Source organism: Shewanella kaireitica (assembly GCF_023284045.1).
Taxonomy (GTDB): domain Bacteria; phylum Pseudomonadota; class Gammaproteobacteria; order Enterobacterales; family Shewanellaceae; genus Shewanella; species Shewanella kaireitica.
The window spans coordinates 1-25,322 of record NZ_JAKIKQ010000009.1; the positions used below are offsets into that span (position 1 = coordinate 1).

Below are 25,322 nucleotides of genomic sequence, written 5' to 3' on the forward strand. Positions count from 1 at the left end.
TTCTGCTTTGCATTGGCTTAAAAGGGAATAACCATTTCTTTACCAATGCGCTTTGAATTGAAAAGGCTGAGGGGCTCTGAACTGGTCAAATACTTAATGCAATTGGTATTAAACTATAGCCTAGCCTTTAATATGTCGCTTACTCATAACTCGCTTTAATCGAGTTGTAAATCTCTAGAAATTCATCACTTGCTAACTCTGGAGGAGATACAGGGATTGCTTTAGCGCTAAAGACTGCCAACCGAGCCTCTAACTCATTACCCGAACGTAGCTCACCAGTATAAAGTGCGGCAGCACGAATAAAGTCAAGATAACCCACCTCTTCGCTGGTGTAAGACAGATCTGCCCAACGCTCAACAACTTCCATTACACTTGGTGAAAAAGCCCAGTTTTTTACAACCGCACGACCTATAGGGCCTTGCAGTTTACGCACTAATAAACGTAACTGTTCAACATCCTCAACTAACTCAGGGTGAGCCTCGACTTCAGTCAATACAGGTAAAGCGCCAATATTATGCACTAAGCCTGCAAGTGTCAGAGTATCAGCGTTTAGTCCACTGTTAGGATGCTTGCGGTTATAGAGTTGCAACAAAGCGACCGCGGCGGAGGTAACATCAATTGAGGTTCGCCATACCTCGTCCATCACTTCCCATACCAACTCATTGGTTGAAATAAATAGCTGCTCCATCGCAATGGAGGTCACTATCGTCTTAATTTGCCCTAGCCCAATTCGACTAATCGCAGCATTGACGGTAGCAGCTGGGATCCCACGTGAATATATAGCACTATTTGCTACTCGAATAATTCGTGCCGAAATAGCGGGATCTTGTCCAATAATATCGGCAACATCTTTTAGGCTGGTGTCGTCGCGACCTACGACCTCCTGTACTCTCATAGCGACCTCAGGCAAGGTCGGTAATACTAATGAATCTGCCTTTAACTTTCTCAACAAACCAACTAATACTTGATGCTCTTTTGACATCTTTACTCCCTAGATTATTCGTATTAATTTGCGGCTGGTCGAGTATATACCCAAGCCTCTTGAAAGTGCAGGCTTCAATGCTGTTAGAGTATAGAAACGTGCAAAAGACCAGCACAGGGTTAATACTTATACCAATCAAAATAAAGATTTGATCGCTCAGCGAGAGTTTAGCGGCTTTGAAGTAAGGCAATGAATGAAGAACATAGTTATTCTACGTTCAAGTTCATTAACGCAGTATCAGAGCCGCTAAAACTCGCCTGTAGGAGTGTTTTTGGCTTGCTACTTCTGTGTTGAATAAACTCATAAGGGAATAACCATTATTTCATTTATCCGCCTTGAATTAGCTTGCCAAATACACTCTGAGTAGCTCAACTTCTTATACTGATTGGTATTATACCGATGCTAGCTGAAGATACAGAATCCAGTGAGATGGATAGACACTCAAGCAGTTAAATTATATAGCGGCTAAAAAAGAGCATTAATTAAGCTAAAATTGATGCAGGCGTCACAAGATTTTAAGATAAACAACTTGTTTAGCAACATAACCGCTTAATATAAGCAAACCTGCGCCTTGCATTAGTCCCCTTGCATTAAGTAAAATGCGCGACCGTTTGCCTAAACCTTATCCGTTAACAGAGAAGTTATTATGTTTAAACCTGAGCTACTGTCCCCAGCCGGAACACTTAAAAATATGCGTTACGCCTTTGCCTATGGCGCTGATGCTGTTTACGCCGGTCAGCCAAGATACAGTCTTCGCGTACGTAATAACGACTTCAAAATGGAAAACCTTGCGGCAGGCATTAAAGAAGCTCATAGCTTAGATAAGAAACTTTATGTAGTGAGTAATATTGCCCCGCATAACGCCAAGCTAAAAACCTATATCAAAGATATGGAGCCTGTTGTGGCTATGCAGCCAGATGCGCTGATTATGTCTGATCCAGGTCTTATCATGATGGTCAGAGAAGCTTTCCCTGATCAAGTAGTGCATTTATCGGTACAAGCAAACGCCATCAATTGGGCCTCGGTTAAGTTTTGGGAGTCTCAGGGCATTAAACGCGTCATTCTATCTCGTGAACTTTCTCTTGATGAAATTGAAGAGATCCGCCAACGCTGTCCAGACATTGAACTGGAAGTGTTTGTCCATGGTGCGCTATGCATGGCTTACTCAGGCCGCTGCTTACTCTCTGGTTACATCAACAAACGCGATCCTAACCAAGGCACTTGCACTAACGCCTGCCGTTGGAAATATGATGTCCATGAAGCAAAGCAAACTGACACCGGCGATATTATTGCCGTTAACCCAGACGTGCAAATTGAAACGCCAACACTCGGTGCTGGTGAGCCTTCTGACCAAGTGGTTCTATTACAAGAAGCCGGCAGACCAGGTGAATACATGCCAGCATTTGAAGATGAGCACGGCACTTACATCATGAACTCTAAAGATCTGCGTGCTATTCAACATGTTGACCGCCTGACAAAAATGGGGGTGGACTCGCTGAAAATTGAAGGCCGTACTAAGTCTTTCTATTACGTTGCCCGTACTGCGCAGTTATACCGCCAAGCGATTGAAGATGCCGCATCGGGTAAAGACTTTGATAGAACATTAATGCACAACCTTGAAGGTTTGGCACACCGCGGTTATACCGAAGGCTTCCTGCGCCGTCATGTACATGATGAATACCAAAATTATGACTACGGCTACTCAATCAGCGATACCCAGCAGTTTGTTGGCGAGTTTACCGGTGTACGTAACGAAGCTGGCCTTGCTGAAGTCGATGTAAAGAACAAGTTCTTGGTTGGCGATAGCGTTGAAGTAATGACCCCGCAGGGTAACTTAACCATCAATGTTGATAGCTTAATCAACCGTAAAGGGCAAAACGTTGAAGCTGGCCTAGGTTCAGGGCACTTTGTCTTCTTAGACGTTCCTGCTGGCGTAGAGCTAGATAAGGCGGTATTGCTGCGTAACTTACCGCAAGGTCAGGATACCCGTAACCCACATCAAGCGACTGACGCAGCCGCTAAGTAAACAGCCCAAACCAAAAGGCGCACAATGAGCGCCTTAGTAAAGATATTAGGTAAATAATGGCATTATTAATCGATGACAGCTGCATTAACTGCGACATGTGTGAACCAGAGTGTCCAAATGAAGCTATTACCATGGGCGAGGAGATCTATGAGATTGAACCGCTACTTTGCACTGAATGTAAAGGCCATTACGATAAGCCTACTTGTATTTCAGTTTGTCCTATCGATTGCATTGCCGTCGACCCAGACAACAAAGAATCTGATGAAGAGTTGTTAGTTAAATATCAAATAATCACAGGTAAAACTGTTTGATGTAAAAAGGCGCCAAAGGCGCCTTTTTATCGTTAGTCAACGCTTGTTAACTTCCCATCGCTATCAAACGGCCAATCAACTCCTAACCATGCTTTAAAGAATGCCTTCTGCGCACGGTTTGGCTTAGCAACACTACTAATCGCCATTTTCCCGCTCTTCTGTTCGCCTAGTGTCAATTTGACCTCTTTTAGTCTGTCATTACTAAACAAAGTCAAGGTGATCTCTCCACCAGCTTTAAAGTCTTTTATACGAGAGTCAAAACCTGCAGCAGTCACTTTTAATCCATTAACTGCAACGATTTCATCACCAAGCACGATACCTGCATTCCATGCAGGCCCGTTGCGTAATACGCGTGACAGTATCAAACTATCAGATGCTAGCGTCACCCCAACAAAAGGCTCTGATTTAGCGTCCTCGCCATAGCCTACGGTTAATCCAGCTTGGACTAACATAGATTCAAAGTCTAAACTTATCGGAGAATTAACATGTTGCTGCCACCAGTTTTCATAGTTTGTTCCAGACACTTTTTTCAGAATGCTCTTAACGTCTTCAATGCTATAGCCCGCTGGAATACGATGCGATTGGTACAGCTCTCGATGAACGTCTCGATATGAATGCTTTAACTTAGTTTCATTTAGCAATGAAAAATCAAGCGCTAATGATGTCAAATAGCCTTCAGAATAAATATTAGTGCTGTGGTTTACGGCATAATCGCCACCAGTACTTGCCCATTGATTGGCGCTTGCACTGGCAATTGATTGGATCTCACGCCCTGGCGTTTGCTCACTTTGCGCGACTCTTTTGGCTAAATCCTCAAAAAATTCTTTTGCGGTTATTACCCCAGCACGGAGTAACAATTGGCTTTGAAAGTAACTGGTAGAGCCTTCCGCTATCCAAAGCAATTGTGTAATCCCTTCCTCTTGGTAGTCATAAGGCACTAACCCTTGTGGACGGTAAGCTTTGACATTCCAAGTATGAATAAACTCATGGGAAGCTGTCTTAATAAAACCAAGATAATCTTTACGATCGCGATAGCTAAAGCGCGGGCGCTGAATAATGGTTGAGTTCAAGTGCTCAGTGGCACCACGAGCACCGCTGGTTGCATGTACCATGTAAACATATCGTTCGAAAGGATAGTCGTCCCAAATGACCTCTGCTTGGCCACTTAGTTTGCTCAAATCTTCAACCATCTTATCGATGTCGTAATTACCTTCCCCCCAAATAACCAACTCATATTGCTTACCGTCAGCCTTAAATTCTCTATGTTCGCTGATCCCAGTTTCTATTGGAGAATCAACCAAAATATCGTAATTAGCAGCAGCAAAACTATGCGCGGTTTGTCCTTTATCCATACCAGAGTAACTATTCCACTGCTCTGGTACTGACAAACTTACATTGATAGGTTCGTCTCTAAATTCAGAGCTGTAAACAAATGTGCCGCTCGCATCAAGGAATGCATGAGAGGCATCAATATGGTTGACTCTTTGACCCAGTTTATTGGCGTACAGTTGATAAGAAACCGTCACCGCCGTTGGCTTATCAAGTGCAACCGTCCACTCTCCACTAGCTGTTCTTGTCCATGGGAGCTGACTTCCACTTGCATCTTTAGCCGTAAAAAGCCTTACAGAGTCAGCCAGAGGCAGCACTTTATACTTACCTGTTCGCCAAACAGGAAGATTTACCACTAATGCTGCAGATGATGTTTTAGGAAAGCTCACTTCGACTTTAGCTAAATGATGCTCAGGATTAAGTAAATCTATCGAGTAATCAACGTCTGCAATCGCTACTGGAGAAATTAATGCGCTAAAAGTTAATATTAGGGGGACTACTGGTTTCACTCTCGCTTCCTTCTGTTATTATTGTTTTAATTAAGCCGAAAAGTATAACATTTTGCTTAATTACACCAATTAAAATAACAAAAATATTTAGCTCCTTAGCAGATGCTTAGAGCAAGGAATTATGCTCCCATGCGAAGTTTGTTCACTCTCTTTTTCATCATATTATCATTTACCCTGTGCCAATCAGCTTTTGCGATAAGCCGAGATCCTGTTACAACGGAACGTGAATTTAGAGAATTCCCAAATAAACTACGCCAATCAGTCAATAAGAATTTACCAATCATTCCTGAGTTTACCAATGAAAATGAACTTCGTCAGTTTGCTGCTCAAAAAGGTGTTTCTGTCGCAGAGATTAAGCAAGAATTACGTTTGCTAGCAAGGTTATCACTCGATCTGTCATCTAAAGATAATGCGCGATATATAACTGCCAGAAAAGTCATTGAACAGCTTGATTTAGTAGCGAAAAATGCTTTTGACAGCAGTTATGTACTGATGTTGAATGGCCGTTATATAGGTAAAAACAAACAAGATTTTCATACCGCGATAGAACTATATCAGCAAGCAGCTAACGAGCTACCTGCGACTAGAAATAGAGATGAGCAAGTATTACTCTTCACAATCTATGAGCACTTAGGCGTGCTCCATATGATGCTGCGACAGAAAGACCCCGCTCTGCAGTATCTTATGAGTTCAAGAAATGTTGCGCTAGAGTTAGCTGATCCCTATATGCGTGCTCATGCGGAGTCTGTACTTGGAAAATACTATTACAAACAGTCACAGTTTGGTAAGTCGCTATCACATTACTCTGAAGCCATTAAGCATACTAAAGCAGAGGATAACCCAACCCAAGATGCTCATATACAACTTCAGCTTGCACGGGTTTACCGAGAGCTGAAGTCTTGGGATGATGCAATACTTTACGCTACTGGCGCCTCCGATATTTATCAACGCCTTGGCAAAGAAACATATGTTTCTTCAACGATGACTGTCATGGCAATGATTTATGCTGAACAAGGGCAGTGGTATAAAACCATTGACTACTATTTAAATGCGCAGCAAATCGATGCGAAGCTCGGCAATTATATAGGCCAGGCATTGAACTTTCATAATCTCGGCGAAGCTTATTACAAAATAGAAGACACTAAAAACGCGGTATCACATCTACTACGTGCCAGTGAAATCTTTGAATCGCGCAATAGCAATCATTACCTAGTTTACAATCATCTATTGCTTGCCCAGGTTTATAGCAGCCTCTCAGAATGGGAGTTGGCTTTAAAGTACGCCAATTCAGCCGCCAACATTGCCGATGACATGAAACTGAGTGATGAGCATATCGAAGCATTAAACTATAGCGCCATGGCTTTAGAACAACTTGGTGACTTCAAGACGGCTTATCAACATATTAAACTAATATCGACTCTACAAGCCAAAGATACCCATGTAGCAAATGATGAAGATCAGGCAAAAACATTATTTCAGTTGCAAAAAATCAAACTCGAACAAAGCCAAACTAAGACAGATCTACAAAAAACAAAAGATGAGCTGTCAAACAGTCAGCTGGTCCTTATTCTCTCTTTGTTAATATTATCCTTAATGACAATGCTATCTCTGTATCTATGGCGTATTAAGAAAACCTTACGAGCACAATCCGTTGAACAAGAAAAAAATAGCCTCTTAGACCCGTTAACTCAGACAGCTAACCATGCCGCCTTTATCCGCGACTTTAACTACTATGGCAATACCTTTAAGACACTAGCTTTAATATCGTTAACGGATCAGCTTAACTCTGATCTCGCTCAGGGGTATGAATGTAATACAAAAATGAATAAGCAGCAGCTAACCGCTCTGTCTAATGACTTAGGATGCATTATTTACTTCATTCGCCCCGGAATTTTTCTACTTAATTTCGATATTAACGTTAACCCTGAGACACTATTAAACAATGTTAGAAATAGCTTACGTGACAACTATGGCGATACGAGCTTACACATGGGACTAGTCAGCCTGCCTTTGTTGACCAACCCAGCGCTTAAACTTTCTGCAGAGCAGCATTTTGGTGTTCTGCAGATGATGCTATCGGCCGCTGTAACCCTTGGCAGTGTTCAAGACTATTATGTAACATTAAAACCGCTTAAATTTGCATCATCAGGTATATTTGTCCCGCCGCTATATCTCAATATTGAAAAAAGTATAATACGTGGCATCATCAAAATAGAGACCAACGGTCATAAGAGTGATATTGTTTGGCCAAGGTGGAAAAGTCATAAAAATGTCAACTTGAGCACAGAGTTAGATTAATCAAACTCATGTAAAGCCAATTTGCATTTAAGTTACAGGGAACAACTGTTAAAATAAATATACATTAAGCCTTCAAACACAACGACCTTAGTTGTTAATGAAGCAATTACAAATTGAGCCTATACGTGTTGATAAAGGAAAATCTAATTAAATGAAGGACGCAGTCGCCAGCACGTCTCAGCTAAGTGTATTACAACAAAAACTGTATTCAGCAAGGGAAGCCCTTGATGATATGAGTGAAGACTACAATGAAAAGCTACAACTACTTTTGCAATTTATCGCGCAATTAAGCATAGCGTGTAAAGGGCAAAATATTGAGCTGGACAACAAACTCGCCAAACTGCGTCACAAGTTAAGTCGTTTTAACCAAATAGATGAATCCCTAGTAGATCTCGAAGAGGTCGATGGCATATTGAAGCAACAATATGGCCGGGTAATGCAGCAACTAGAAGAAAGCCGCGGCTCCTTATCCAGCATTATCAGCCAAATCCAGCGACTTGATTCTCTTCCTGTAAAGCTCAAGAAAGAGATCTCCTATTTTAAAAAAGAGCTAGTAAAACCTTTCCATACCTATTGGGATTACATTCCTAAAGTTGAAAAAATTGTATATTTCTACAATGAGATCCTTAACGAGCAGCTAAAGCTCGGTGACAAATTTGAAGTATTACCTAAACATCGCCAATCAGCTCAAGAGCTGGCTCAAATGTTGTCGGAAATCGAATTTAGAAAAGAACAACAAGAGCAGATTTCTTCAATAAAGTTATCGTTAACAGATGAGTTTGAACTCGACACACTATTAAGCGCCTATCAAGTCGTTCTAAATCTACTGCTCGATAATATCGCAAAAGAGAAAACGGCGTCTCAAGAGTTCCTTTACATACTCAACGGCGCTCTAAGCAACGTACGAGAAGTCGTTACCGATTCATACAGCCATTCAGTCAAAAGTTTTCAAGTTGCAAAGAAACTCAACGGCGAGATAAACAGCCAAGTAGATAATATCGATGGCTCTGTGACTAATATCAATGACATCAACCATTTGAAAAACCAAGTAACAGAGCAGTTACTGGCGCTACGAACTGCACTAAGCCGTAAAGAAGCCTTAGAAAATAGAGAGCAGATCCAGTTAAGACAATCAGTCGATGCACTGCGCCGCGAGCTTAACGAACTGAGTAAAGAAACAGAGGACTATAAAGAACGTCTATTTGAACAGCAAAAGCTAAACTTACTCGATACCTTGACACAATTGCCAAACCGAGCTGCTTTGCAAGAACGTATGGAAATAGAATACCGCAACTATAAACGCACTAAACAGCCTTTATGGGTTGCTGTCGCGGATATTGATCACTTTAAATCTATTAACGATAGTTTTGGACATAGTACAGGCGATAAAACGTTACAAGTCATTGCTATGGCTCTTAAAAACTCTTTAAGAGAAACTGAATTTGTCTCGCGATTTGGCGGTGAAGAATTTGTATTTCTTCTACCTGATGTTAGCGAAAGTGATATCAAACCTTTGCTGAATAGAGTTAGAGAAAAAGTAAAAAGTATTCCCTTTAAGTTTAAAAATCAGAGAATTACAGTTACAGTATCTATAGGCGCAGCACAAATTATTGAAAACGAGCTCATTACAGAAACCTTTGAACGAGCTGACGCAGCGCTATATAAAGCCAAACATCAAAGCAGAGATAGAGTCATCATTGACTCATAAGCTCTCCCCAGGCGTTACCCATTCTTAACGCCAGCTATCTTTGAGGGACAGCCAAACTATCACTGCTAAGGAGCTGCTATGATAGTGAAAATTAGTCCTCGAGGAAGCCTAGATCAGCTTTCACAACTCGAAGTTGACCGTCTCAAACAGAATGCTAAAAGTGAGCTTTACCAGCTCTATCGCAGCTGTTCGCTTGCAGTGCTAGCCTCTGGCTTGCAAAGCGACAATGCTAAAGACCTATTCAGCCGATTTTCTGATTTTAACATTAATGTGTTAAGGCGAGAGCGTGGCATAAAAATAGAGCTCACGAATCCCCCTTTAGAAGCCTTCGTTGACGGGGAAATTATTGCCGGCATACAAGAGCATCTATTTTCAGTTTTACGCGATATTGTCTATATCTATGATAGATATGAGAACTTAAAACATATCAACCTCACCAACGCCAACCACATCACTAACGTTGTATTTGATATTTTACGTAACGCCAGAACCATGCCAATGTTCGATCCGAATATTGTTGTTTGTTGGGGTGGTCACAGCATCAACGCCATTGAGTACCAATATACTCGCGAAGTCGGCTACGAACTCGGTTTACGTAAGCTCGACATCTGTACCGGCTGTGGACCCGGAGCTATGGAAGGTCCGATGAAAGGGGCTGCTATTGGCCACGCTAAACAACGGGTTAATCATGCGAGATATATAGGTTTAACAGAACCGAGTATTATTGCGGCAGAGCCACCAAACCAGATCGTAAATGAGCTGGTTATCTTGCCTGATATTGAAAAACGTTTAGAGGCGTTTGTTAGACTTGGACATGGCATCATCATTTTCCCTGGCGGTGCAGGCACGGCTGAAGAATTGCTCTATTTGCTGGGCATTTTACTGAACAAGCACAATCAAGATATCCCTTTCCCGTTAGTGTTGACTGGACCAAAAGAGAGTGAGGAGTATTTCCTTCGTATCGATGAGTTCATTGCTGCAACACTCGGACCTGAAGCGCAAAGCAAATATCAAATAGTGATCGATAATCCTGCTGAAGTGGCGCGTATTCAAAAAGAAGCGATGGAAAAAATTAAGGTATTTCGTAAAGATAATGGTGACTCCTACCAATACCAGTGGTCATTAAAAATAGAACCTGAATTTCAGCTACCTTTTGAGCCGACTCACGAAGTGATGAGTAATTTAGATCTACATGAACAGTCCAATAAAGCTGAGCTTGCGGCAAATCTAAGAAAAGCATTTTCCGGCATTGTCGCGGGCAATGTAAAAATGGAAACCATCAAGAGAATTGAAGAACAAGGTCCCTTTGAGCTAAAAGGCGAGCCTAAACTCATGGCATTAATGGATCAGCTCCTTAATGCTTTTGTTTCACAACAACGAATGAAGTTACCAGGAAGCGCTTACGTTCCCTGCTACAAAGTAATTAAATGAATAAATTTTTAATTCTAGACGGTATGAATTTAGTGCGGCGCATCCACGCCGCCCAACCTAATGAAACTGATATCAGTGGGCTCAAAGAGCGAGTTCATGGCGCTTGTAAAAAGCTACTAAAGTTCCACCAGCCATCCCATGTGGCAATTGTATGGGATGGTAATGCGCTATCTTGGCGTAAGGCGTTATACGAAGATTATAAGAAGGGTCGCAAACCGATGCCAGAAGCGTTAGCTAACGGCCTTAACGATATCAAGCGCTATCTAGCCGAGCACCATATCGCTTCACTAGAAGCTGATTCTGAGGCTGATGACGTTATCGCCACTTTAGCCACTAAACTCGTCAGTATTGGCGGTGAAGCTATCATAGTATCGACCGACAAAGGCTTCAGCCAGTTAAATCACCCAAACATCAAGCAGTGGGATCACTTTAACCAAACCTATATGACGGTTGAAGCCATGGAGCAAAAGCTAGGTGTTGAACATAAACAGTTTATTGATTATCTAGCACTTGCTGGTGATAGCGGTAATAAGATCCCTGGCGTGCCCGGCATTGGCCCAAAATCCGCCGTTGAATTGTTAAAGATATTTAGGTCGCTTGCCAATATTTACAGCTCTATCGAACAAGTAGGTTCCAAACAAGCCAAAAAACTCGAAGAGGGTAAGCACTTAGCCAGGCTTAGCTATAAACTTGTTCAACTTCAATTAGATATGCCACTTAATGCTAACCTTAAACAATTTAGGCTGCCAAAAACACAGTAACGAATACCGAATTCAAGTGTTACACCACTTACAACTGTTAACAAAAAGTTAGTGATTTAGCGTTTACCACGATGAGTTTGCATAGTATCGTAGCCAGTAATTGGAATTGCCTCGCAAGGAACCCGAGTACAGATGAAATCCAAAGTCCCCGTAATCATAGGCTCAATCTTTTTTGCTTACATTGCCTTCGTCGCTGTCATTATGGCCACTTATGACCCTACTCCAGATGAAATGGATTGGGAAGATAGACAAGCTTACAATAGAGCCCAGCTGACAGAAATAGCTATCGGGCAGAGTATTGATGAAATAAAAGCGATGTTTGGTAAAGCAGACTTCAGCGAAGCTAAGATCTCCAATCAACAGAATTTGCAGATATTATTTTACCGCACGCATCATAAAGAATCTGATGGTGAAACCACCAAAGAGGAATGCACTCCTCTGTTATTTAAACAGGGAAATCTTGTTGCATGGGGTGAAGACACCTATCAGCAATATTTAACCAGCCAAATAGACAGCCTATAGTATAAATCTGTTGCACCATATTTCACTGCTAGTGTTAAAACGGGCAAGCTCTCAATTGAGCTTGCCCGTTTAGTATAACGGCTTGTTAAAGATGAGGTTTAACAATATTAGCCATCATTTGAATATGGTCATCATTGTCATTCAATGCTGCGATATACCTAAACTGTTTGCCGCCAGCCTCTTCAAAAATCAACCTATTTTCACCCGCGATCTCTTCCAATGTTTCTAAGCAATCAGCACTAAACGCCGGACATACCACAGCAATGTCTGTAATACCGTCATTCGGCAAAGACTCCATGGTTGCATCCGTATAGGGCATCAACCATTTTGCCTTACCAAAACGAGATTGGAAGGTCGTAATATACTGCTCTTCAGTTAGCCCAAGTTTCTCAACCAGCAGCTTAGTAGTGATCTTACAGAAGCAATAATAGGGGTCGCCAAGATGAAGGTTACGCTCAGGCATACCATGATAAGACAGCACCAACTTTTGTGGCTGTCCATTAAGCTCAAAATCTTTAGTTATAGATGCAGCTAGTGCATCTATAAAATCAGGGTTGTCATGATAGGTGTTGATAAAGTGCAGTGCAGGCAGATAACGCCAGCTCATGAGCTCTTTAGCTATTGCATCAAATGCTGATGCCGTTGTCGGTGCAGCGTACTGCGGGTATAACGGCAATACCACTAACTTATCAACCCCCTCTTGATGCATCTCTTTCAACGTTGAAGCCACCGATGGCTGGCCATAACGCATACAAAACTTCACTGAAATATTCTCGGAGCCTTCAAAGTGCTCAGCTAACTTCTTTGTTTGGCGTTTAGTGATGTCCATTAATGGCGAACCATCTTCAGTCCAAACTTGCTGATATAGTGCTGCAGATTTAGCAGGCCTCACCCGCAGTATAATCCCATGAAGGATCAACATCCAAACTAACTTTGGAATTTCAACTACACGAGGGTCTGCCAAAAACTCTGCTAAGTAGCGTCTCACCGACGATGGAGTCGCTTCGTCCGGCGTGCCCAAATTGACTAGCAACACACCTGTTTTACCGCGTTTTTTGTGCCCTTCTTCCTTGGATAACCCAGAAAACTTAGCCAAGAGAACTCCTTAAAATTTAATATTGAAATAGATAACCGAAACAAGAATAGCAGTAGCTTTTAATACCTAGCGTACCTTAGCCTCTATTACGCTCAGATACATAAAAAGATCAATTTCTCACAATAAAAAGCTGACAATACAGTATATTGCCAGCTTGACCTTAGCCAAAGATGAATAGCCCTAGTTAGCAGAGCCTAAAACACTGATGCTAATCAAGGTTAAGGGTGACACCATCCATTGATGATGTACTGGTAGCGTCTGAGCCTTGCAACTTGATCATTAATCTCAAATCATTTGGCGAATCAGCATGATGCAGCGCATCCGCATAGCTAATTTCGCCGTCACTATATAATTTTAATAGTGCCTGATCGAATGTTTGCATCCCCTGCTCGTTCGACTTTGACATGGTTTCTTTAAGCGAGTGCAGCTCATTCTTAGCAATCAAACTGGCTACACGTGGGGTGTTAATCAATACTTCAATTGCCGCTCGACGCCCAGTGCCATCGCTCTTAGGCACAAGTTGTTGCGCCACAATACCACGCAAGTTAAGCGACAAGTCGAACAATAACTGATGATGCTTACTCTCGGGCACTAAGTGCATAATACGGTCAAGCGCCTGGTTAGCATTATTGGCGTGTAATGTTGCCATGCAAAGGTGACCCGTTTCAGCGAACGACAAGGCAAACTCCATCGTCTCCTGACTACGGATCTCACCAATCAAGATGACATCCGGTGCTTGACGCAGTGAACTCTTAAGTGCTGCATCAAAAGACTCAGTATCAATGCCCACTTCTCGCTGGGTAATAATACTCTGTCGATGATCATGAACAAATTCAACGGGATCTTCGATGGTCAGAATATGGCCGCGAGCATGGGCATTTCGGTAGCCAACCAGTGCCGCCAGCGATGTCGATTTACCCGTTCCCGTGCCACCAACCATAATGACTAAGCCACGCTTACTCATTACTAAATCTTTCAAGATAGGCGGCAGCATTAAATCGTCAACTTCAGGGATTTGAGTTTCAATACGGCGCATTACGCAACCTGGTGCCTCCCTTTGCCAAAAAGCACTGACACGAAACCGGCCTAAATCTTTAGCCGCAAATGCGAAGTTACACTCACGAGATTCATGAAACTCCTGTTTTTGCACGTCGGTCATAAGTGACTCAACAAAATCGAGTGCTTGTGCAGGGTTAAATGCATTCTCACTAAGTGGGCGCAGTTCACCGTCTATCTTAGCGCTAGGTGGAAACCCTGCAGTGATGAAAAGGTCTGACGCTTTACGATCTATCATCACCTTTAAAAAAGGACGAACATCCATAAGTATTTACCTATTAAAAATTGGTTTGCTTATTTGAACTCTTGAGCAGCGCGTCTTCACGACTAATTTGACCGCGATTAACTAAGTTTTGTAAACATTGATCCAAGGTTTGCATACCATGCGCCATACCCGTTTGAATTGCAGAATACATTTGCGCAACTTTATCTTCTCGGATCAAGTTACGTATTGCTGGTGTGCCCATCATGATCTCATGCGCAGCAACTCGACCACCGCCCACTTTCTTGATCAACGCTTGAGATATTACCGCTTGCAGTGATTCAGATAACATCGTTCTAACCATGCCCTTCTCGCCTTCAGGGAATACATCGACCACACGGTCAATGGTTTTTGCCGCAGAAGTCGTATGTAAGGTACCAAATACCAAATGACCGGTTTCAGCAGCTGTCATTGCTAATCTAATGGTTTCCAAATCTCGCATTTCACCGACGAGAATAACATCTGGATCTTCACGTAATGCACTACGCAAAGCAGCATTAAAGCTATGAGTATGGCGATGCACTTCACGTTGGTTAATCAAACATTGTTTGTTTTGGTGTACAAATTCTATCGGGTCTTCGATCGTTAATATGTGGTCGTGTCTGTTTTCGTTAATGTAATCAACCATTGCTGCCAAGGTGGTACTTTTACCTGAGCCCGTAGGGCCGGTAACCAAAACTAGCCCGCGGGGAAAACTCGATATCTTCTTGAAGATCTCCGGCGCTCCTAACTGCTCTAAACTTAATATATCGCTTGGAATGGTACGAAATACGGCAGCAGAACCTCGAGATTGGTTAAAGGCATTAACACGAAAACGGGCAAGGCCAGGCACTTCAAAAGAGAAATCTATCTCTAGATGTTCTTCATAATCTTTGCGCTGCTTATCATTCATAATATCGTACACAAGACTGTGAACACCTTGATGGTCTAGAGCGGGAAGATTTATCTTCCTCACTTCACCATCAACACGGATCATAGGAGAAACCCCCGCAGAAAGGTGTAGATCTGATGCATTGTGCTTTACACTAAAGGCAAGTAACTCTGTGATTTCCATAGTTTGGGATATCCATTCAACCAAAAATATACAACATGACAACAATAACAGACAGACTAGCGCTCGCCCAGCACAGGATTGAACAAGCGGCACAAAATTCTTCACGAAACTCTGCAGATGTGCAACTGCTGGCAGTGAGTAAAACCAAGCCAAACGAGCAGATCATAGAGGCCTATACTGCTGGCCAAAGGCGCTTTGGTGAAAACTACGTACAAGAGGGTGAAGAAAAGGTAAAAAGCCTAGGTCAAGATTATCCTGATATAGAGTGGCACTTCATTGGCCCTTTGCAATCGAACAAAACCAAAATAATTGCAGGTCTGTTTGATTGGATGCACACCGTTGAGCGAGAGAAAATTGCTAACAGACTAAATGACCAACGACCACAGCACATGGCCCCACTAAATGTCTGCATTCAAGTCAATATCAGTCAAGAAGCCAGTAAGTCAGGAGTGACTGCGGCTGAAATTGCGGCCTTAGCAGAGAAAATCTACTCACTACCTAATTTAAACTTGCGGGGATTAATGGCAATCCCCTCAGCCAACGTTGATAATGTCACTGCAACCGCCGAACTTGCAGAGTTACAAAAGCAATATCAGCATTTGTCAGCTAAATACCCGAGTGTAGACACTTTGTCTGTAGGCATGAGTAATGACCTTGAATTGGCAGTCGCCCATGGCTCAACCATGGTACGGATCGGTAGCGCTATATTTGGCGCACGTGATTACCCCTAAAATGGAATCATCAGTAATTAGGTTCAGCTCTTTAGATAAATAATGTTTAATACTTACAGGGCTTGGTATTGGGCTACCTCACCCAAATATTGAGTCTTAATAACGTGTAATACTAATCAGTTTAAAGATTTACAAATAGTAAAAGTGTCGTCCTAACTAAAATAAAAAGAGAAATCAATGTCACAGAAAAATGTCAGTTTTATTGGCGCTGGTAACATGACCCGCAGCATCGTAAGTGGATTAGTGAAAAGTGGCTATTCCCCCGAGTGCATTACAGCTGCAAATCCAAGTCAACCCAAGCTTGATGCGCTAAAGCAAGACTTTAGCATCAACACGACTAACGATAATATTGAAGCAGTAAAATCTGCTGATGTCATCGTGTTAGGTGTAAAACCCCACCTAATGGCATCAGTTGGTGAGCAGTTAAGTGATTTGGATCTTTCAAATAAGTTAATCATCACCATTGCTGCAGGTGTAACAGCTAAGCGCTATAGTGATTATTTTAAGCAAGAGATCAAATTAATACGCACTATGCCTAATACGCCAACTCAGATAGGTGTAGGCTTAACCGGGTTATTTGCAGGTGATGATATTTCAGCTGAAGATAAAACCTTATGCGAGACACTGATGGCAACAGGTGGTGAAGTTGTATGGGTTGACAGAGAAGAAGAGTTAAATCAGGTCATCGCTCTGGCAGGAAGTTCACCTGCATACTTCTTCCTGTTTTTAGAAGCCATGGTTGAAAGTGCCGTTAAGAGTGGAATGTCTGAAGTTAGTGCAAGAGAGATGGCACAACAAGCGGCATTGGGCGCTGCATTAATGGTTAAACAGAACCCAGATTTGAGCTTAGCGCAGCTACGAAATAACGTCACTTCAAAAGGCGGCACTACAGCGCAGGCTATTGTCACTTTTGAAGAGGGTAATATACGAGGCCTAGTTGATGATGCAATGACAAATTGCATTGCGCGGGCGCAAGAAATGGCAAAGCAATATTAATTTCATTAAACGTAATAAGTAGAGTAAACAGATGAATGCATTTAGTTTTCTAGTAAGTACAGTATTCGATTTATACTTAATGGTGGTCATTTTACGGATCTGGCTACAGCTCGCTCGAGCCGATTTTTATAATCCATTTAGCCAATTTATCGTAAAAGCAACACACCCGATTGTCGGCCCATTAAGACGTGTTATTCCATCATTTGGCAATTTTGATACAGCCTCATTTGTGCTCGCAATTACAGTGGTGGTTGCCAAATTCGTACTGCTCAGTTTGATGGCTGGCGCTGCGATAGATATAACAACAATCTTACTCGTTTCACTAGTATCAGTGCTCAAAGAGGCGGGAGTATTGCTGTTTTGGATGCTTATCCTAAGGGCGATATTGAGCTGGGTGAGCCAAGGCCACAATCCGATCGAAATGGTCATGGGACAATTGACGGAGCCTCTTTTGGCGCCAATACGTCGCATGCTGCCACAAATGGGTGGTTTAGATTTATCACTATTAGTGATGATGATTATTCTGAACTTCGTCAACATCCTACTTGCCCAATATATCCCTTTCTGGGCAAACGTATAGTGGTAGCTGTCTGTATGCAGCAGGGAAACCTGCTGCTTCAGCTTTATATTCAACCTAAAGCTAGTCGAGATCAGATAGTAGGACTGCATGGCAATGAACTAAAAATAGCCATTACTGCACCACCTATTGATGGCAAAGCGAATATTCATCTGACTAAATATCTTTCTAAAGCATTCAAAGTCCCAAAGGGCGACGTTGACATACTTAAAGGTCTTACGGGGCGTCATAAGCAAGTGCTTATCTCCTCGCCAAAGGTTATTCCCGCTGAAATACAAAACCTTTTGTAACCTTATACTTATAAGAAGTATAAGGCGCTTACTACACTTAAGTTCTATACTAATACCAAAGCTAATACCTAAGGAAAGCCAATATGCTCCGCTCACTAATAGCCGTTTTGTTGCTCAGCCTATGCCTAGCCAGTAGCGCATTTGCTGAACAGAAACAAAAAGTCGGCAACTATGATATTCATTATATCGCCCTCAGTAGCACCTTTTTAACTCCCAGCATTGCCAAATCCTACGGCATTAAGCGCAGCAGTTATTCAGGGATCTTAAATATTTCGGTGTTAGATACCAGTGTTGACGGTAACCCAGCGGTACCAGTTGAAATAACTGGCATAGCTAACAACCTGCTCGATGCACGGGTAGAGTTAAAGTTCAGGGAGATCCGCGAAGGCGAATCAATCTATTACATCGCTGAAGTCCCTTACCGTGATGATCAAGAGATAAACTTTAACATTGCTGTTAAACATGGCTCTAAACTCAATACACAGCTTAAGTTCAAACAGAAGTTCTATGTTGAGTAGACTTTCGTTGGGGGAGCAATCCCCCACTCTACCTGTCAAGCTTTCAGCTCAGCATGATTAAGGTATAATCTTCTCTCAGTGAAAATCCAATAACCACATCATCAGTACACAAGAAGTTTTACATCCCCCTTCCTTATAGCCCTTCAGCCTGATATAAGTGATGCATTTAATGGCACGGTTCGTTATTATTGCCGCCATATTTTCAGACAGCTCGAAGGTCCCCCTATGAACCAAATCGTCCTTGCAAGTGGCAACAAAGGTAAACTCAAAGAATTTTCCGAACTGATGGCCGATTATGGTGTGGAGATCCTCGCCCAAAGTGCATTCAACGTCCCAGAAGTCCCAGAGACGGGAACCACCTTTGTCGAGAACGCCATAATAAAAGCGCGACATGCGGCAGAGATAACGGGTCATGCAGCGATTGCTGATGATTCTGGTCTAGAGGTCGATTTTCTGCAAGGCGCACCAGGAATATATTCGGCGCGCTATGCTGGCGAAGGAGCTAAAGATCAGCAAAATTATACCAAGTTGCTAAAGGCTTTAGATAACCAAGCACAACGCAGTGCCCGTTTTCAGTGTGTATTGGTGTATATGCGCCATGCAAAAGACCCGACTCCTATTATTTGCCAAGCATCATGGGAGGGCAGCATAGGCTTTAGCCCACTTGGTGACAATGGTCATGGCTACGATCCTATTTTTATTCCTGCTGAACATAAGTGTAGTGCGGCAGAACTGAGTAGCGATGAGAAGAACTTATTGAGCCACCGAGGTAAAGCGTTGGTTTTACTGATTGAAGCAATGAAGCAACAAGGTATTTTTAGCTAATGTTAACCTTGCCACCATTAAGCTTGTACATTCATATCCCCTGGTGCGTACAGAAGTGCCCATACTGCGACTTTAACTCCCATGGTCAACATGGAAAGCTACCACAGACGGAATATGTCGACGCGCTTATTGCCGACCTAAAACAGGATTTACACTATGTCCAAGGCCGGCAACTACATACCATTTTTATTGGTGGTGGCACCCCCTCTCTGTTTGATGCTGCGCAGATAAAGCGTTTACTCACAGAGGTTGATAAACTGATTAAGTTTAAAGACAACATAGAGATCACCATGGAGGCCAACCCTGGCACCCTAGAACATGATGATTTTGAGGCTTATCAGCGAGCAGGCGTTACACGCTTATCAATTGGAGTTCAGAGTTTTTCCAGTGATAAACTCAACCTGCTTGGTCGTATTCATGATAAAACAGAGGCACAGGTCGCGGCTAAAAAAGCAAAGACATCTGGTTATAACAGCTTTAATCTGGACTTGATGCATGGCCTGCCAAATCAAAGCTTTGATGAGGCGCTCGCCGACATAGAAACCGCTGCAGAACTTGCCCCGCCGCACCTGTCTTGGTATCAACTCACTATCGAGCCTAATACGCTGTTTCACTCCAAACCTCCGCAGCTACCCGATGATGAAAAACTATGGCGAATTTACGAACAAGGGCAGAAAAGGCTTGCTGAACTAGGCTACGTTCAATATGAGATATCGGCTTATTCGAAAGAAGGATTCCAGTGTCAACACAACCTTAATTACTGGCAGTTCGGTGATTACTTAGGTATAGGCTGCGGTGCGCACGGAAAAATAACTCAACTCAAGCACAATAAAATAGTGCGAACGGTAAAAATCAAGCACCCAAAAGGTTACCTAGCAGCAAGTGACTACACCTCTGATACCACTATTGTAGAAGAGGAAGACAGACCGCTGGAATACCTAATGAATCGTTTGAGGTTGATGACTCCAATCCCTAAGGAAGAGTTTGAACAAAGAACAGGCTTGGAGCGAAGTGTTATTTCTCAAGGAATCGAACAAGCTTGTGCTAAAGGGCTTATGACACAAAGCCAAGAGCATTGGCAACTCACCCCTAGAGGGCATATGTTTGTAAATGACTTATTGTCACAATTCTTATAAAGCATTGAATATATTCGTCATTACTAAATAAAACAGCTCAACAGAAACATTTTCTAACACTTAGATCAAAAAATTAACTCTAGGCTTCTTTAGGATAACAATCATAATTCTAAGGAAGTCTAAAAATGCCAATAAAAACAAAAATAACTGTCGTCGCTCTGTCCCTCTCTATTTGCTTAAGTTCAACGGTATATGCCGCGCCAACGTCAGCTCCCTATTTAAGTCCAAGTGAGCCAGTGGCTCAAAAAGCTAATAGTGAATCAGAAAAAGCCAATGCGCTGTTTGAAACCATTTTTATGGAGAATGTGCAGGCAAGCCCAATATCTCAAACCTATCTCGGTATAAAAACCGATTATGACAAATGGGATGAGATGAGTGATGCGGCAACAGATGCAAATTTAGCGCGCACTAAAAAGCATTTAGCCCAACTAAATATGCTCAATGTAGATAAACTCGATAGGCAAACAAAATTGAGTTATCAACTACTGACTCAAAAGCTTGAGCAAGAGATAAAAGATGATCAGTGGCGTTACCATAGCTACCCAGTCAACCAGATGTATGGTGGCCACTCACAAATAGCCTCATTCTTGATCAACCAACATCAGATCAGCGATATTAAAGATGCTAAAGCCTATATTAGTCGTCTAAACGGTGTACCTAAACGCCTTTCACAGCTGCAAACAGCACTTGAAATACGTGCAAATAAGGGCATTATTGCACCAAAATTTGTCTTTCCATATGTCATCTCTGATAGCAAAAACATTGTTAAAGGTGCTCCATTTGATGAGGGGGAAGATAGTGCGCTATGGGCAGACTTTAAACGTAAAGTAAGCGCCTTATCAATCAGTTCAGATGAACAACAGCAATTGCTAACTGCTGCTAAAGAAGCATTAGTTGATGACGTAAAGCCCGCCTATGACAAGCTGATTGGTTACATGGGTAAGCTAGAAGCCAAAGCGGATACTCGCGATGGTGCTTGGAAGTTTCCAAAGGGCGAAACTTATTATAACAATGCACTAGCACGCACAACCACCACTGATATGAGTGCCGGTGAGATCCACGAGCTTGGCCTATCTGAAGTGGCACGAATTCACAGTGAAATGCGCGACATAATGAAAAAGGTCAACTTCGAAGGCAATCTCCAAGAGTTCTTTGCCTTTATGCGAGATGATCAGCAATTTTACTATGCTGATACCGATCAAGGTCGCCAAGCTTATTTACAAGAAGCTATTGCGCTGATTGACACCATGAGTAGCCGTCTTGATGAAGTGTTTAAAGTAAAACCTAAAGCACCGATGATAGTGAAACAGGTGGAAGCTTTTCGGGAAAAGTCAGCAGGTAAAGCCTTTTATAACAATCCATCACCTGATGGAAGTCGCCCAGGAACTTACTACGCCAACCTATATGACATGAAAGCCATGCCTAAATACCAAATGGAGGCGCTGGCATACCATGAAGGTACACCCGGGCACCATATGCAGATAGCGATTGCACAAGAGCTAGAGGGAGTGCCAAAGTTCCGTAAGTATGGCGGTTACACCGCATACATTGAAGGTTGGGGTTTATACAGCGAGTATTTTCCTAAAGAGATGGGCATGTATGCAGACCCATACTCTGACTTCGGTCGTTTAGCAATGGAGCTATGGCGTGCCTGCCGCTTAGTGGTTGATACCGGTATTCATGCCAAAAAATGGACACGTGAACAATCTATTAACTACTACGTATCTAACACGCCTAATGCCGAGTCTGATGCCGTCAAAATGGTAGAGAGACACATTGTCATGCCTTCACAAGCAACTGCTTACAAAGTCGGTATGCTCAAGCTACTTGAGTTGCGAGAAAAAGCACAAACTGCACTAGGCGACAAATTCGATATTAGAGATTTTCATACAATTGTATTGCAAAATGGTCCCGTGCCGTTAGATGTACTAGAGTCTGAAATTGATCTTTGGATTGAAAAAAGCAGCTAATGATACCTAGGCTACTTTATCCAAATAATACCAATCAGTATAAAGTAGCCCTCAAAAAACCAATAAAAAAGCCACTGAATACAGTGGCTTTTTTATTGAACTGATTTTGATAAAAATCTATCTAGGTGTATTCAGGTTTTTACTTATAGTAGTAAATAACCTAAATTGTAGGGTACAGATAAAGTTCAAGCGCTTAACAGAAAAATACCCCGGTAAAAGCCGGGGTAAACCAAAACTAGGATGATGGTTTTAAGGCTAGCATTGTTTTAGTTCTTAAACTTCTGCCAGCATCGAATCAAAACTGCGTAAAGCTGATTTGTACAACACAATAAAGAGGGGTCATTCTGTATTGCGTTATAGGACTCAAATCATTTTGAATCAACTGCATGCATTGTATAAAATTAAGAACAAACTGCAACCTAAACCATAAAAACCTGCATTAGTAGCGCCTAAATTCGCACCGACTAAATAACCAGCAATTCAAAGTAAGCACCTGATAGTACGAACTTTTAACTATCAATGAGTCATAGCGAAAGCTCATTGTTCAATATTTAAAACAATGTTTCCTATTTTTACTTACGTTTTGCATACAATTCTTTATATGGGTCATCCCAATAAGGCGGTGAGCCAATATGATCTTTAATGAAATCAATAAATGCACTAACCTTTGGTGCGAGGTGTTTACGTCGAGGATAAACGGCTTGCAAAGGTAGATGATGAGTTAATTGCCATTCATCAAGAATAGGCACTAACGTCCCTTTAGCTATTTCATCTTCAAGCAAGTAACTCGCTAGATAGACAACTCCTAAACCGCTAACAGCAGCGGATTTAAGTGCAGGGGCATTATCGACTCTAAAATTACCCGAAACTCCAATTTCGCAATAGTCATCACCTTGCTTAAACTGCCAAACACTGTGCTCATGCCACTCACCTTGATATACGAGACAGTTATGATCAACCAGTTGCTCAGGACGGCTTGGCATACCATGTTGTTCGACATACAAGGGAGATGCAGCCAACAAGAACTGACACTTCATTAGCGGCCTAGCTACCATACCTAAAGGTAACTGCTCAGACATAGTCAGCAATAAATCTAACCCTTCGCTGACAACGTCAACTTTGTGATCAAGTAAACTAACTTGTAGCTCAAGTTCAGGATGTTTCGCCATAAACTCTGGTAGAGCGGGAATGATGTGCATAGTACCGAAAGATTGTGAAATACCGACTTTCAATACGCCGCGTGTTGCATCATTTAAATTATGAACGCTAGCAACAGCTTGATCAGCATCTCTTAACAGCTCTTCGCCTTGAGCATAAAGCAACTGCCCTGCTTCGGTAAGGCTTAAGCTACGAGTGGTACGCTGTATAAGTTGAACACCGAGCTTATGTTCAAGATCTGCAACTTGAGTACTAACTTTAGACTTAGATATACCTAACTTTCGTGCTGCAGAGCTAAAACTACCCGCTCGAGCTACATGAGTAAAAATTGCGATTGGTTCTAAAAGTTCTAACATGTAAATCGCCTTAAGGTGTTTACGAGAGTAATAGTACTTCCATCGCTAAGATAAACCTGACACACAAATGTGTTACAGAACAATATCTTAAGTGAATATGCGTACGCTAGAGTAGAGTTGTATTTATTTAACCATTAAATGGTTTTGCTTTTATTTTTAGAAGTATACCAAAAAAACCTTAGATCTCATCATATAAGTACTTTTGTACTAGCATAAGCAAGGCATTTTTATAGGCTTTGATATTTTTGGTCTGAGGTTTCGGTAACTGAAATATAAACCCGCAATCACCATTTAGCGTTGAAAACTAACTAGACAAGTGAAATGGGACATAAACGAAAACCCCTGCATAAAGGTGGGATGCAGGGGCTGTTGCAATTTGGTCAGGCAACACAAGGATTATCTCAAGGATTTTACATTTAACAGTTACTAATATTGCTTATTCAAGCAGCTCTTTGCTTGCCGTTGCCACCAAAGAGTAGTTCGCTAATTCAGGAATTTGAGCATGAAGCTTTTTCTCTAACACAGCTAGAGTCTCAAAGTTGTCACAAAGTCTTTCTCCACGCGCTTCTAAATCTTGTGCTTGCTCTTCCATTTGAAGCTCGATATCTTCGCCAATAGAGTCCATCTTTGTTGAAAATGCATCCATTTTTGCCTCAAAAGAGTCACCATCGCCTGACATCATTTGGCTACCTAAGCTCATCATCATAGTACCTATCGAGTTCTGTACTAGCTGTTCCATCTCTTTTTCAAACTCTTCGCCAAATGCGCTTTCAAGGGAAGACTCGGTCGCCCCAAGATAAAATTTATCACCATTTTGATAAGCGACTTCTTCAATTCGATCTTGTAATCCATCCATCATCTCATCAATTTTAGCTCCGGTTGCATCGCCTAGTAGTGGCGTCAGAGCCATACTCACAGCAGTTGATGCCATAGCTACAGCATCATTCACCAACTCAATAACTTCGGGAACTTGTGATGACACTTCATCAGCATATTGGCTAACAAGCTGCTGTTGTTGCTTGTTCAATGAGATTTGCTCACCATTAACAAATAGCTTATTCATCTCTATGCGGTATTGCTCTTTACCCACTTCACTTACTGTCAGCTTTTTAGGCTCAACGGTGACATCATAGTTAAGTGATACTTCGCATTCATTGCTAAAGTGTTCACCTGACTCGTCATGGGCACTAACCATTTGTAAACTAGAAGCTGACAGTAATACGGCTGAGACGCCAACAGAGGTAAGAAGTTTTTTCATTGCTGTAATCCTTTATCGCTTATAAATATAATTACTCTAGATAAAGCACAGAGCATGCCAACACACATAACCAGCTGTTAACAATAACAAAATATAGAACTTGAGCTTAATGCAGGAGTTCTTGGACAGCATTAAATAGCCAATATTGCGAACTATTGGCTA

At 42.0% G+C, this 25,322-nt stretch carries 22 protein-coding genes; 15 read left to right on the forward strand and 7 right to left on the reverse strand.

The genetic code is table 11. From position 1 onward, the window contains the following. Nucleotides 1-139: 139 nt before the first annotated feature. The gene (locus tag L2730_RS12335) at nucleotides 140-982 is read right to left on the reverse strand and encodes an HDOD domain-containing protein (RefSeq protein ID WP_248974874.1); all 843 of its coding nucleotides are present in this window, start codon (nucleotides 980-982) and stop codon (nucleotides 140-142) included. Nucleotides 983-1,628: 646 nt separating this feature from the next. Here L2730_RS12335 and trhP point away from each other — a divergent pair. Further along, a complete protein-coding gene (gene trhP / locus L2730_RS12340; protein ID WP_248974875.1) occupies nucleotides 1,629-3,008 on the forward strand; it encodes a prephenate-dependent tRNA uridine(34) hydroxylase TrhP in 1,380 nt (459 codons plus the stop codon). 56 nt (nucleotides 3,009-3,064) lie between these two features. Continuing rightward, entirely contained in the window at nucleotides 3,065-3,319 is a 255-nt protein-coding gene (locus tag L2730_RS12345) for a YfhL family 4Fe-4S dicluster ferredoxin (RefSeq protein ID WP_248974876.1), read from the forward strand. Nucleotides 3,320-3,351: 32 nt separating this feature from the next. On the opposite strand, the gene L2730_RS12350 is transcribed toward L2730_RS12345, so the two are convergent. Then, nucleotides 3,352-5,157 (reverse strand): M61 family metallopeptidase, encoded by a 1,806-nt coding sequence (locus L2730_RS12350; RefSeq protein WP_248974877.1) that lies wholly within the window; start codon nucleotides 5,155-5,157, stop codon nucleotides 3,352-3,354. 129 nt (nucleotides 5,158-5,286) lie between these two features. Between L2730_RS12350 and L2730_RS12355 the strand changes: the two genes are divergently transcribed. The 5 genes from L2730_RS12355 (at nucleotide 5,287) to L2730_RS12375 (ending at nucleotide 11,877) form a co-directional block, all read left to right on the forward strand. Next, the gene (locus tag L2730_RS12355; RefSeq protein WP_248974878.1) at nucleotides 5,287-7,455 is read left to right on the forward strand and encodes a tetratricopeptide repeat protein; all 2,169 of its coding nucleotides are present in this window, start codon (nucleotides 5,287-5,289) and stop codon (nucleotides 7,453-7,455) included. A gap of 151 nt (nucleotides 7,456-7,606) precedes the next feature. Continuing rightward, on the forward strand, nucleotides 7,607-9,163 hold the full coding sequence (locus L2730_RS12360; RefSeq protein ID WP_248974879.1) for a GGDEF domain-containing protein: 1,557 nt from the start codon (nucleotides 7,607-7,609) through the stop codon (nucleotides 9,161-9,163). A 78-nt stretch (nucleotides 9,164-9,241) separates the two neighbouring features. Continuing rightward, entirely contained in the window at nucleotides 9,242-10,594 is a 1,353-nt protein-coding gene (gene ppnN, locus L2730_RS12365; RefSeq protein WP_020913699.1) for a nucleotide 5'-monophosphate nucleosidase PpnN, read from the forward strand. Next, nucleotides 10,591-11,355 carry a flap endonuclease Xni gene (gene xni, locus L2730_RS12370; protein ID WP_248974880.1) on the forward strand — a complete coding sequence of 255 codons (765 nt, stop codon included), beginning with the start codon at nucleotides 10,591-10,593 and terminating at the stop codon, nucleotides 11,353-11,355. The genes ppnN and xni overlap by 4 nt, the downstream gene beginning before the upstream one ends. A gap of 132 nt (nucleotides 11,356-11,487) precedes the next feature. Continuing rightward, nucleotides 11,488-11,877: a DUF3192 domain-containing protein gene (locus tag L2730_RS12375; protein ID WP_248974881.1), complete on the forward strand. Its 390-nt coding sequence runs from the start codon at nucleotides 11,488-11,490 to the stop codon at nucleotides 11,875-11,877. A gap of 85 nt (nucleotides 11,878-11,962) precedes the next feature. On the opposite strand, the gene hemH is transcribed toward L2730_RS12375, so the two are convergent. The 3 genes from hemH to L2730_RS12390 form a co-directional block, all read right to left on the reverse strand. Next, on the reverse strand, nucleotides 11,963-12,973 hold the full coding sequence (hemH, locus tag L2730_RS12380; RefSeq protein WP_248974882.1) for a ferrochelatase: 1,011 nt from the start codon (nucleotides 12,971-12,973) through the stop codon (nucleotides 11,963-11,965). 208 nt (nucleotides 12,974-13,181) lie between these two features. Next, nucleotides 13,182-14,294 (reverse strand): PilT/PilU family type 4a pilus ATPase, encoded by a 1,113-nt coding sequence (locus L2730_RS12385; protein ID WP_248974883.1) that lies wholly within the window; start codon nucleotides 14,292-14,294, stop codon nucleotides 13,182-13,184. A 13-nt stretch (nucleotides 14,295-14,307) separates the two neighbouring features. Beyond that, nucleotides 14,308-15,345 carry a type IV pilus twitching motility protein PilT gene (locus L2730_RS12390; RefSeq protein ID WP_044556009.1) on the reverse strand — a complete coding sequence of 346 codons (1,038 nt, stop codon included), beginning with the start codon at nucleotides 15,343-15,345 and terminating at the stop codon, nucleotides 14,308-14,310. Between the two features lie 35 nt (nucleotides 15,346-15,380). Here L2730_RS12390 and L2730_RS12395 point away from each other — a divergent pair, with 35 nt between their 5' ends. From L2730_RS12395 to L2730_RS12430, 8 genes are all read left to right on the forward strand, one after another. Further along, the gene (locus tag L2730_RS12395; protein WP_248974884.1) at nucleotides 15,381-16,076 is read left to right on the forward strand and encodes a YggS family pyridoxal phosphate-dependent enzyme; all 696 of its coding nucleotides are present in this window, start codon (nucleotides 15,381-15,383) and stop codon (nucleotides 16,074-16,076) included. Between the two features lie 177 nt (nucleotides 16,077-16,253). Beyond that, nucleotides 16,254-17,072 (forward strand): pyrroline-5-carboxylate reductase, encoded by an 819-nt coding sequence (proC, locus tag L2730_RS12400; protein ID WP_248974885.1) that lies wholly within the window; start codon nucleotides 16,254-16,256, stop codon nucleotides 17,070-17,072. Between the two features lie 31 nt (nucleotides 17,073-17,103). After that, nucleotides 17,104-17,652, forward strand: coding sequence for a YggT family protein (locus L2730_RS12405; RefSeq protein ID WP_248974886.1), 549 nt, complete (start codon nucleotides 17,104-17,106; stop codon nucleotides 17,650-17,652). Next, nucleotides 17,652-17,939 carry a DUF167 family protein YggU gene (gene yggU, locus L2730_RS12410; protein WP_248974887.1) on the forward strand — a complete coding sequence of 96 codons (288 nt, stop codon included), beginning with the start codon at nucleotides 17,652-17,654 and terminating at the stop codon, nucleotides 17,937-17,939. Before L2730_RS12405 ends, yggU begins: the two co-directional genes overlap by 1 nt. Nucleotides 17,940-18,022: 83 nt before the next feature. Continuing rightward, nucleotides 18,023-18,457, forward strand: coding sequence for a DUF4426 domain-containing protein (locus L2730_RS12415; protein WP_248974888.1), 435 nt, complete (start codon nucleotides 18,023-18,025; stop codon nucleotides 18,455-18,457). A 225-nt stretch (nucleotides 18,458-18,682) separates the two neighbouring features. Then, entirely contained in the window at nucleotides 18,683-19,282 is a 600-nt protein-coding gene (gene rdgB, locus L2730_RS12420) for an RdgB/HAM1 family non-canonical purine NTP pyrophosphatase (protein ID WP_248974889.1), read from the forward strand. Then, nucleotides 19,282-20,418, forward strand: a complete 1,137-nt coding sequence (hemW, locus tag L2730_RS12425) for a radical SAM family heme chaperone HemW (RefSeq protein WP_248974890.1) — start codon at nucleotides 19,282-19,284, stop codon at nucleotides 20,416-20,418. The genes rdgB and hemW overlap by 1 nt, the downstream gene beginning before the upstream one ends. Nucleotides 20,419-20,543: 125 nt before the next feature. Then, on the forward strand, nucleotides 20,544-22,388 hold the full coding sequence (locus L2730_RS12430) for a DUF885 domain-containing protein (protein WP_248974891.1): 1,845 nt from the start codon (nucleotides 20,544-20,546) through the stop codon (nucleotides 22,386-22,388). Between the two features lie 572 nt (nucleotides 22,389-22,960). Here the strand turns inward: L2730_RS12430 and L2730_RS12435 are convergent. Both L2730_RS12435 and L2730_RS12440 read right to left on the reverse strand, forming a co-directional pair. Beyond that, nucleotides 22,961-23,902, reverse strand: a complete 942-nt coding sequence (locus L2730_RS12435; protein WP_248974892.1) for a LysR family transcriptional regulator — start codon at nucleotides 23,900-23,902, stop codon at nucleotides 22,961-22,963. Nucleotides 23,903-24,338: 436 nt separating this feature from the next. After that, entirely contained in the window at nucleotides 24,339-25,160 is an 822-nt protein-coding gene (locus L2730_RS12440; protein WP_248974893.1) for a YggN family protein, read from the reverse strand. Between the last annotated feature and the right edge of the window lie 162 nt (nucleotides 25,161-25,322).